Source organism: Saccharomonospora halophila 8 (assembly GCF_000383775.1).
Taxonomy (GTDB): domain Bacteria; phylum Actinomycetota; class Actinomycetes; order Mycobacteriales; family Pseudonocardiaceae; genus Saccharomonospora; species Saccharomonospora halophila.
Window position 1 is genome coordinate 80,726 of sequence record NZ_KB912503.1, and the last position, 9,628, is coordinate 90,353.

The following is a 9,628-nucleotide window of genomic DNA, read 5'->3' on the forward strand; positions in this document are numbered from 1 at the left end:
GGGCGCGCTCGGCGCGGCGCTGGCGGCAGGCCTCGCCTCGCAGGCCCCGAGCGCCACCCGCTACTTCAAGGCCAAGTCCATGTGACCGCGAGTCGCCACCCCACGCCCGCGAGTCGCCACCTCATGCCCGCGAGTCGACGTCCGGTGACTCGCGGGCCGGGGTACGGGCACGCCAACGACGGCGGAGCCGGAGGCTGACGGAGACGAGCGCGACGAGCACCGGGACCTCGATGAGCGGGCCGACGACCCCCGCGAGCGCCTGCCCCGAGGTCACCCCGAACACGCCGATGGCCACGGCGATCGCGAGTTCGAAGTTGTTGCCCGCGGCGGTGAACGCCAACGTCGCGGTGCGGGCGTAGTTCAGTCCGGCGGCCCGGCCGAGGGCGTACGACCCGGCCCACATGAGCGCGAAGTAGGCCAGCAGCGGCAGCGCGATCCGGGCGACGTCGCCGGGTCGCTCGCTGATCGTCTCCCCCTGCAACGCGAACAGGACGACGATCGTGAACAGCAGCCCGTACAGCGTCACCGGTCCGATCATCGGCAGGAAGCGGTTCTCGTACCATTCGCGGCCCTTCGTGCGCTCGCCCACGCGGCGTGAGGTGTACCCGGCCGCGAGCGGGATACCGAGGAAGATCACGACGCTGAGCGCGATGGTCCACGGTGAGACGTCGATCGAGGTGGTGTCCAGGCCGAGCCACCCGGGCAGCACGTCGAGGTAGAACCACCCGAGGACCCCGAACATCAGCACCTGGAACAGTGAGTTCAGTGCCACGAGCACGGCGGCGGCCTCGCGGTCACCGCGGGCCAGGTCGTTCCAGATGATCACCATGGCGATGCAGCGGGCCAACCCGACGATGATCAGGCCGGTGCGGTACTCGGGCAGGTCGGGAAGCATCAGCCACGCCAGCGCGAACATCAGGGCGGGCCCGGCCACCCAGTTGAGCACGAGCGAGAGCACCAGCATGCGCCGGTCGCGGGTCACCGAGTCGAGCCGGTCGTAGCGCACCTTCGCCAGCACCGGGTACATCATCAGCAGCAGTCCGAGCGCGATCGGCAGGGAGACCTGGCCGATCGTGACGGCGTCGAGCACGCCCCGCAGGCCCGGAAGCACGGCACCGAGCAGCAGCCCTGTCCCCATCGCCGCGAGGATCCACACCGGGAGGAACCGGTCGAGCGACGACATCTGACGCAGGACGTCCCGGTCGTCGGGCTGTTCCGCGGTCCGGGTCATCAGCACGGCCTCCTGTTCCCGGTGGACTCCGCGGACCCGGCGGCCTCGGCGCGCTCGGCGAGCCCGGTCAGCGTCGCCGCGATCGCCCGGAGCGCCTCCGGCCGCAGCCGGTAGTAGGTGTAGCGGCCGTGGGGTTCCGCGGCCACCAGGCCCGCCCCGCGCAGCAGCCGCAGATGATTGGAGATGTTGGTCTGGCTCGCCCCGGTCTCGTCGACCAGGTGGCAGGTACACAGCGTCTCCCGCGCCAGCAGGCCGACGAGGGTGGCACGCAGCGGGTCCGCGAGCAGGCGCAGCGTGTCCGTCGGCAGCGCGTCGACGGGCACGACCGCGTCGGCCGGTGGCGGGGTGGGGTCGAGGGCGGGCATGGTGCGCGACCATACATCACTCGCCGATGATGTGATCGGGTACGGTGAGCCGGGCACCCGTTCCCGCTCCGCTCGATCATCCGGGAGAGATCATGGCCCACCGGCCGGAGGTTCTGTTCGTCTGCGTCCACAACGCGGGCCGCTCACAGATGGCGGCCGCGCTGCTGGCCCACCACGCACTCGGCCGCGTCGCGGTCCGCTCGGCCGGGTCCGAGCCGGGGGAGCGGGTCAACCCCGCGGCCGCGGCCGCGCTCGCCGAATGGGGTCTGGACATCACCGCCGCGGTGCCGACCGGTCTCGCCACCGCCGACGTCGAGGCCGCCGACGTCGTCATCACGATGGGCTGCGGTGACACCTGTCCCGTCTTCCCCGGCAAGCGCTACCTCGACTGGGACCTGGACGACCCCGCGGGCAGGCCCGTGGAGGAGGTCCGTCCCGTCCGTGACGAGATCGACCGCCGGGTCCGGGCGCTGCTGTCCGAACTGCTGGACGGCGCATCCTGAGCACTGTGGCGACCCGAGCGCCGTGGTGCGGTCGTCGGCCCGGTTCAGGCGTCGGTGCGCCGGGCCACGCACAACACCGACTGACCGAACGGGACCGGAACCCTCTTCTCGAGCGCGCGGGTGACCGGCACCACGAAACGGTCGTACAGCGCGACGAGGCGCGGATCCGGCGCACCCGTACCGCCCTTGCGCACCGCCGCCCACCAGGCGAACGCGCCGAGGAAGTTCACCGGGCGCGCCACCTCGACGCGCAGCCCGGCCCGGCGCGCGGCCTCGGACACCGTCGCCGGCGTGTAGCGGCGGTGGTGGCCGACCTTGCGGTCGAACTCCCCGTAGAGCCGCTGGTACCCGGGTACGAACAGGACGATGGTGCCCGTCGGGGTGAGTGATTCGGACAACTCGCGCAGCGCGGTGACGTCGTCGGCGATGTGTTCGAGCACGTTGATCGCGACGAGCGTGTCGACGGGCTCGGACAGCCGGGTCCGCCCGTCGATGTCGTACTGCTGGACCTCCATCTCCGGCCGATCGGCGAAGCGCCGCTTCATCCGCTCGACCGCACCGGAGTCCACATCGGTCACCACGTACCGGTCGAACCCGGTGAATCCGTCGGCGAACTCGCCGAGGCCCGCCCCGACCTCCAGCACGGACCGCCCGCAGTGCGGACCGATCAGCTCCCGCTGGTACGCGAGGTAGCGCGGCTTGCCGTGGTCGCTCTCCAGCGCCCGGCCCGTCGCGGCGGAGAACTCGTCGCCTGTGGGGGTGTCCGTCACGTCCGCTCCCTGTGTCCTTCGAAAGCGCACCGGTATCGGTACTTGATCGAATCGTAACGGCTACTCCCGCCGATCGTCGCACCGAGGGTCACGGTGTGTGTCCGACCGCTGACCGGGTCGTGCACCCGCACGGGGCGACGCGGGGACACGGGTCACACATGATCGCGCCCCCGGGCGGAACCCGGGGGCGCGGAAAACCACTCACGTCGACGGCGGGCACCGGCCCGACGTTGTCGGTGTTCGGTTGTCGAGTTACGAGAACGGTGTGAAAACGGTGTCAGGCGGCGTTTCCGCGAATTCCCGACTGCCGTGCGCGCTGACGCCGGGCGCGCACGAGATCACGCCGTTCCCGCTCCGTGGTGCCGCCGAAGATCCCGTGGTCGAGGCCGTTCTCGATGGCGCTCTCCAGGCACTCGTTCGCCACGGGGCAGCGTGCGCACACCGCCTTGGCGCGCGCGGTCTGCTGGGCGCCCGGCCCCATGTCGGACACGGGGAAGAACAGCTCGGGGTCCTCGTCGCGGCAGGCGGCGTGGTGCCGCCAGTCGAAATTGTTCATTGGCGTGCCGCCTCCTTCCGGCGAAAAACAGGCAACTATGCGGAGACAACGCACGTCGGTTGTTCCGCTATTCCGGGCGCACCCGGCGCGGCACGGGGATTCGGCTCACATCCCTGGCGACCACGATGTCGCCGCCGAATACCTCGGCCGCTTCGTCATGAAACCGAGTCGGTTCCGTGTGGCTCGGTTCCGTGTAACGCTGCGAGAAATGGGTCAGCACCACTGTGCGGACCCGACTCTCGGCCGCGACCCGACCGGCCTCCGCGGCGGTAAGGTGTCCGTACCGCCGCGCGAGGTCAGCCTCGGAACTCAGGAAGGTCGACTCGATGGTCAGCAGGTCGGCGTCCTCGGCCAGCGCGAAAACATTCTCGCACAACCGGGTGTCCATGACGAAACCAAAACGCTGCCCCGGACGTGTGACACTCACCTCGTTCAACGTCACGGTCCGTCCACCCACGTCGACCGTGCCCGCCCGCCGCAGCCTACCGACGTCCGGTTCGCGCACCCCGTACCGTTCGAGAAGCTCGGGCACCAGGTGAACGCGCTCCGGCTCAACGAGCTGGTATCCGAACGCCTCCCACCGGGTGATCCAGCCGTCGAGCCCACAACTCGCCGAACGGACCGGACGTGATCCTCCCGTCCCGTTCGACGGGTTGCTCCGCCAGCTCGGTCGTGGCGTGGAACACACTCGCGTGGCGCAGTCGGTCGAAGTACCGGGCACCGGTCGCGGGATAGTGGGCCACGGCGCTCGCGACGCCGTCGAGCGACATCCGCGGCACGATCCCCGGGACACCCAGGCAGTGGTCACCGTGGAAATGAGTCAGGCACATCCGCGTCACCGCGCGGGCGACAGACACCCGCGAACGTCATCTGCCGTTGGGTGCCCTCGCCCGGGTCAGAACAGGATGCGCTCCTGATCCCAGCGGAGCAGGTACCCGTTCCGGACGCGGTCCCGCGAGGGCACCTGACTACCGGTGCCCAGCACGACCAGTTCCCGGGTGGTCACTCCCGGAAGCGTTCCGTCACCCGCCGCACCTGCCGTTCATTCTCGTTTCACCTCCCGTCACCTCCGTCACGCCACCGTGCTCCACCGGCGGTTCGTGTGTCGGTTCGTCAATCCGCCCGACCGGGTATCCCGTTCGTCCCGGTTCTATGCCCTCCCGGTACCCGCGATGTGCTCCATCACCCGTCCGTGACTCCCCGGCGCCCCTTCCGAGTGGCGATGCGTGGCCGGGGCGGCGCATACTGCGCCCGTGTCCACACGGGACCGGATACTGCACGTCGATCTCGATCAGTTTCTCGCCGCGGTGGAGGTCGCGCGGCACCCCGAGCTGCGCGGGCGGCCCGTGGTGGTGGGCGGCTCCGGCGACCCCACCGGGCGGGGCGTGGTCGCGACCGCCTCGTACGAGGCCCGGGAGTTCGGGGTGCACTCCGGCATGCCGTTGCGCACCGCGGCGAAGCGCTGTCCCGACGCCGTCTTCCTGCCCAGCGACGCGCCCGCCTACGAGGAGGTCTCCGGCCACGTGATGGCCACGCTGCGGGACCTGCCCGGCGTGGTCGTCGAGGTCGTCGGCTGGGACGAGGCGTTTTTGGGTGTCCGCACCGACGACCCGGAGGCGCTGGCGGCCCGCGTCCGCGCGGAGGTGGCCGGGCGGACGGGCCTGTCCTGCTCGGTGGGCATCGGGGACAACAAGCACCGCGCCAAGCTGGCGACCGGGTTCGCGAAACCGGCGGGCGTGTTCCGGCTGACCGCGGAGAACTGGGTGGAGGTCATGGCGCACCGCCCCACCGACGCCCTGTGGGGCATCGGTGTGAAGACCCGGCACCGGCTCGCCGAGAGCGGGATCCACACCGTGGCCGACCTCGCCGCCGCCGACCCCGCCGAGCTGGCCGTACGGTTCGGTCCCCGCCTCGGCCCCTGGTACCGGCTTCTGGCGCACGGGGCGGGCGACCGGGAGGTCACCGCGACCCCGTACGTCCCGCGCTCCCGCAGCCGGGAGACCACGTTCCCGCGGGACGTCGCCGATCCGGACGAGCTCCGCGCCCAGCTGAGCCGGCTGAGCGAACGGGTCACCGCCGACGTGGCGGCCGAGGGCAGGCCGGCCGCCCGGGTCGCGGTCAAGGTCCGATTCGCGCCGTTCCTCACCAGGACACGCAGTGTCACCCTGTCCGCCCCCACCAGCGACGGTGCCGTGCTCGAACGGGCCGCGCAGTCCGTGTTCGGCCGGTTCGAACTGGACCGTCCGGTGCGTCTGCTGGGTGTGCGCGCCGAGTTCGAGCGGGAATGAGTCGGAACACACCGACGTTGCACCTCATGCTCGCCGTTGACGGCCCGTTACCCTGCATTACGCTGTTGCCGCGGTCGAACAGTTGACCGAGCGTGCCACGGGCATCCACGATCCGGGCGTATCACGAACGGGAAAGAGAGCGACACGTGACTGCCTCTGCCGAGACCCTGTACGGGGCCGACGACCTGACCCACCTCGAGGGTCTGGAAGCGGTGCGGAAGCGACCCGGCATGTACATCGGGTCCACCGACAGTCGCGGCGTCAACCATCTGTTCTCCGAGATCCTGGACAACTCCACCGACGAGGGGGTCGCGGGGCACGCGAGCAGAATCGTGGTGACGCTGCACGCCGACGGCAGTGTCGAGGTCACCGACGACGGCCGGGGCATCCCGGTCGGCACCCACGGGAAGTCCGGGCTCAGCGGGGTCGAACTGGTGCTGACCCGGCTGCACGCCGGGGGCAAGTTCGGCGGCTCGGGGTACAAGGCCTCCGGCGGGCTGCACGGCGTGGGCGCCTCGGCGGTGAACGCGCTGTCGCTGCGGCTCGACGTGACCGTCAAACGCGACGGCACGGTGTACGAGATGTCCTTCGCGCGTGGCGTGCCCGGCGTGTTCGACGGACCCGGCGCCAAGGCGAAGTTCACCCGGCAGTCCGGCCTGCGGACCGTGCGCAAGATGAAGCGCGGCGAGTCGACCGGCACCGCCATCCGCTACTGGTACGACGCGCGCTACTTCGAGAAGGGCGCGGGCCTGGACCTCGAGGCGCTGCGGAACAAGCTCCGGCACACCGCCTTCCTGGTCTCCGGCGTCACCTACGTGTTGCGCACGGCCACCGACGCGGCGATCAACGAGGAGACCTTCCACTACCCGAACGGCGTCGCCGACATGGTCGAGTACCTCGCACCCGCGGGTGACCGCCCGGTGTGCGGGACGCAGCTGATCACCGGCGAGGGCACCTACAAGGAGAACGCCGCGGACGCCAACGGCGTCATGCAGTCCAATGTAGAGCGCCGCGCCGAGGTGGAGATCGCGCTGCGATGGGGGACCGGGTACGAGCGCACCGTCGAGTGCTTCGCCAACACGGTCCGCAACGTGCACGGCGGGACGCACCGCAAGGGCTTCGAGCGCGGGCTGACCCGGGCGGTGCACGACGCGATCTCCAAGACCCGGGGACTGTTGAAGCCGAAGGAGGACATGCCCACCCTGGACGACATCTACGAGGGCATGACCGCCGTCGTCCACGTGCGTATCCCGGAGCCGCAGTTCACCTCGCAGACCAAGGACGAGCTGTCCACCGCGGGCATCACCAAGGTCGTGCAGGGCCTCGTGGAGAAGCACCTGAAAGCCTGGGCGGAGCACCGCAGGACCAAGGCCGAGGCCAAGACGGTGCTGCAGAAGATCGTCGACGCCTCGCGCGTGCGGTTGACGCAGAAGCAGCAGAAGGACGCGGCCCGGCGCAAGACCGCGCTGGAGGGCGCGGCCATGCCGCCGAAACTCGTGGACTGCCGCACGACCGGGGTGGCGCGCAGCGAGCTGTTCCTCGTGGAGGGCGACAGCGCGCTGGGTTCGGCCCGGCTCGCGCGGGTCTCGGAGTACCAGGCGCTGCTCCCGCTGCGCGGCAAGATCCTCAACGTGCAGAAGGCGAATCTGGGTGACGCGCTGAAGAACGCCGAGATCGCCTCGATCGTGCAGGTCCTCGGAGCCGGGACCGGGCGGACGTTCGACGAGTCGGCGCTGCGCTACGGCCGGGTGATCCTCATGGCCGACGCCGACGTGGACGGCTCGCACATCCGGACGCTGCTGATCACGCTGTTCGCCCGGTACATGCGGCCGGTGATCGAACAGGGACGGCTGTACGCGGCGATGCCGCCCCTGCACAAGATCACCACGAAGGGGCGCGACCCGAAGACCTTCTACACCTTCACCGAGCGGGAGATGGAGGCGAAGGTCGCCGAGCTGGAGGAGGCGGGCAGGCAGGTCGTCACGCCCGTCCCGCGGTTCAAGGGGCTCGGCGAGATGGACGCCGACGAACTGTGGGAGACCACGATGAACCCGGCGACGCGGGCGGTCCGCCGCATCACACTCGACGACGTCGACGCCGCCGAGGCCGCGTTGGACCTGCTGATGGGGGAGAAGGTCGAACCCCGCCGCAACTGGCTGATCACCTCGGCGGAGCGGGTCGACCGGGCCGCGATCGACGTCTGAGCCCGGCGGACCCCGGCACGGACACCCCGCCCCTCCCGCAGGCGCTGAACACCACAGGAGCTCGCTGAACCATGGCACGCCGCAAGAACACCACCACGCGGGTCGACCCGGCCGCCTTCGACCAGGCGGGTGCGCGGATCTTCGACAACCCGGTCAAGACCGAGATTGAGGACTCCTATCTGGAGTACGCCTACTCGGTCATCCACTCCCGGGCGCTGCCCGACGCCCGGGACGGTCTCAAGCCGGTGCACCGCCGGATCCTGTTCTCGATGAACGAGAACGGCTACCGGCCGAACCACGCCTACGTGAAGTCCTCCCGGGTGGTCGGCGACGTGATGGGCCGGTACCACCCGCACGGCGACTCCGCGATCTACGACGCGATGGTGCGCCTGGCACAGGATTTCTCGATGAACGTCCCGCTGGTCGACGGGCACGGCAACTTCGGTTCGGTTGACGATGCGCCGGCAGCGAGCCGCTACACCGAGGCGCGGATGTCGCCCGAGGCGATGGCGCTGGTCGGGGAGTTGGGCGAGGACACCGTCGACTTCCGCCCGAACTACGACGGCTCCCTCCAGGAGCCGCAGGTGCTGCCCGCGGCGTTCCCGAACCTGCTGGTCAACGGCACGTCCGGGATCGCCGTCGGGATGGCGACGAACATGATCCCGCACAACCTGGGCGAGGTGATCGCCGCGGCCAAGTGGTTGATCAACCACCCGAACGCCTCGCTGGACAAGCTGATGGAGTTCGTGCCCGGCCCGGACCTGCCCACCGGCGGGCACCTGCTCGGTCTGGACCAGGTGCGCAAGGCCTACGAGACCGGACGCGGGGTCGTGCGGATGCGGGCGACGGTGACCACCGGCCCGATCGAGGGCACCCGCAGGCAGGGCATCACGGTCACCGAACTGCCCTACGGCGTGGGCCCGGAGAAGGTGATCGAGCGCATCACCGACGAGGTGAACAAGCACAAGCGGCTCACCGGCATCGCCGACGTCAAGGACCTCACCGACCGAGAGAACGGCACCCGGCTGGTGATCGAGTGCAAGGTCGGCGTCAACCCGCAGGCGCTGCTGGCCGACCTGTACCGGCTCACGCCACTGGAGCAGTCGTTCGGCATCAACAACCTCGTGCTCGTGGACGGTACCCCGCGGACCCTGGGCCTGAAGGGCATGCTGGAGGTGTTCCTGGCCCACCGGTACGAGGTGGTCACCCGTCGCACCCGCTACCGCAGGCGCAAGCGGGAGGAGCGGCTGCACCTGGTGGAGGGGCTGCTCAAGGCGCTGGTCGACATCGACAAGGTGATCAAGCTGATCCGGGGCAGCGAGAACGCGAAGGCCGCCAAGGACGGGCTGATGACGCGGTTCAAGCTGTCCGACACCCAGGCCACCTACATCCTCGACACGCCGCTGCGCAGGCTCACCAAGTACGACAAGATCGAGCTGGAGTCCGAACAGGAACGCCTGCGCTCCGAGATCGCGGAGCTGACCACGATCCTGGATGACGAGTCGGTGCTGAAGAAGCTCGTGTCGAAGGAACTGACCAGGGTGGCCAAGGACTTCGGCACCGCGCGCCGCACGGCGTTGATCGACGGGGACCTCAAGGAGGTGCTGGAGGCGTCGAAGCCCGCGGGTCCGCTGGAGGTGGCCGACGACCCGTGTCAGGTGATCCTCTCGGCGACCGGGCTGGTCGCCCGGACGGCGGCGGAGTCCGAGGA

8 protein-coding genes and 1 pseudogene are annotated in these 9,628 nt (G+C 70.1%); 4 read left to right on the forward strand and 5 right to left on the reverse strand.

All coding sequences use genetic code 11. From position 1 onward, the window contains the following. Nucleotides 1-121: 121 nt before the first annotated feature. Complete coding sequence (arsB, locus tag SACHA_RS0105635; RefSeq protein ID WP_039738074.1) at nucleotides 122-1,231, reverse strand: ACR3 family arsenite efflux transporter; 1,110 nt, start codon at nucleotides 1,229-1,231, stop codon at nucleotides 122-124. Beyond that, nucleotides 1,231-1,596, reverse strand: a complete 366-nt coding sequence (locus tag SACHA_RS0105640) for an ArsR/SmtB family transcription factor (protein WP_019807851.1) — start codon at nucleotides 1,594-1,596, stop codon at nucleotides 1,231-1,233. The genes arsB and SACHA_RS0105640 overlap by 1 nt, the downstream gene beginning before the upstream one ends. Before the next feature lie 92 nt (nucleotides 1,597-1,688). On the opposite strand from SACHA_RS0105640, the gene SACHA_RS0105645 reads away from it, so the two are divergent. Then, nucleotides 1,689-2,099, forward strand: a complete 411-nt coding sequence (locus tag SACHA_RS0105645) for an arsenate reductase/protein-tyrosine-phosphatase family protein (protein WP_019807852.1) — start codon at nucleotides 1,689-1,691, stop codon at nucleotides 2,097-2,099. 44 nt (nucleotides 2,100-2,143) lie between these two features. On the opposite strand, the gene SACHA_RS0105650 is transcribed toward SACHA_RS0105645, so the two are convergent. From SACHA_RS0105650 to SACHA_RS20485, 3 genes and pseudogenes are all read right to left on the reverse strand, one after another. Beyond that, entirely contained in the window at nucleotides 2,144-2,869 is a 726-nt protein-coding gene (locus tag SACHA_RS0105650; RefSeq protein ID WP_019807855.1) for a class I SAM-dependent methyltransferase, read from the reverse strand. Between the two features lie 277 nt (nucleotides 2,870-3,146). Then, nucleotides 3,147-3,425, reverse strand: a complete 279-nt coding sequence (locus tag SACHA_RS0105655) for a WhiB family transcriptional regulator (protein WP_007024286.1) — start codon at nucleotides 3,423-3,425, stop codon at nucleotides 3,147-3,149. A gap of 67 nt (nucleotides 3,426-3,492) precedes the next feature. Then, nucleotides 3,493-4,431: pseudogene (locus SACHA_RS20485) on the reverse strand (ribonuclease Z). A gap of 247 nt (nucleotides 4,432-4,678) precedes the next feature. Between SACHA_RS20485 and SACHA_RS0105665 the strand changes: the two are divergent. The 3 genes from SACHA_RS0105665 to SACHA_RS20490 form a co-directional block, all read left to right on the forward strand. Beyond that, nucleotides 4,679-5,713 carry a DNA polymerase IV gene (locus SACHA_RS0105665; RefSeq protein WP_019807859.1) on the forward strand — a complete coding sequence of 345 codons (1,035 nt, stop codon included), beginning with the start codon at nucleotides 4,679-4,681 and terminating at the stop codon, nucleotides 5,711-5,713. 146 nt (nucleotides 5,714-5,859) lie between these two features. After that, on the forward strand, nucleotides 5,860-7,917 hold the full coding sequence (locus tag SACHA_RS0105670) for a DNA gyrase/topoisomerase IV subunit B (RefSeq protein WP_019807861.1): 2,058 nt from the start codon (nucleotides 5,860-5,862) through the stop codon (nucleotides 7,915-7,917). Between the two features lie 71 nt (nucleotides 7,918-7,988). After that, nucleotides 7,989-9,628 (forward strand): DNA topoisomerase IV subunit A (locus SACHA_RS20490; RefSeq protein ID WP_039738051.1); only part of this gene is annotated, 1,640 nt, incomplete at its 3' end.

Coding starts and splice junctions, on each gene's coding strand:
- arsB (WP_039738074.1), bottom strand. CDS start 1,231: ATGACCCGGACCGCGGAACAGCCCGACGACCGGGACGTCCTGCGTCAG.
- SACHA_RS0105640 (WP_019807851.1), bottom strand. CDS start 1,596: ATGCCCGCCCTCGACCCCACCCCGCCACCGGCCGACGCGGTCGTGCCC.
- SACHA_RS0105655 (WP_007024286.1), bottom strand. CDS start 3,425: ATGAACAATTTCGACTGGCGGCACCACGCCGCCTGCCGCGACGAGGAC.
- SACHA_RS0105645 (WP_019807852.1), top strand. CDS start 1,689: ATGGCCCACCGGCCGGAGGTTCTGTTCGTCTGCGTCCACAACGCGGGC.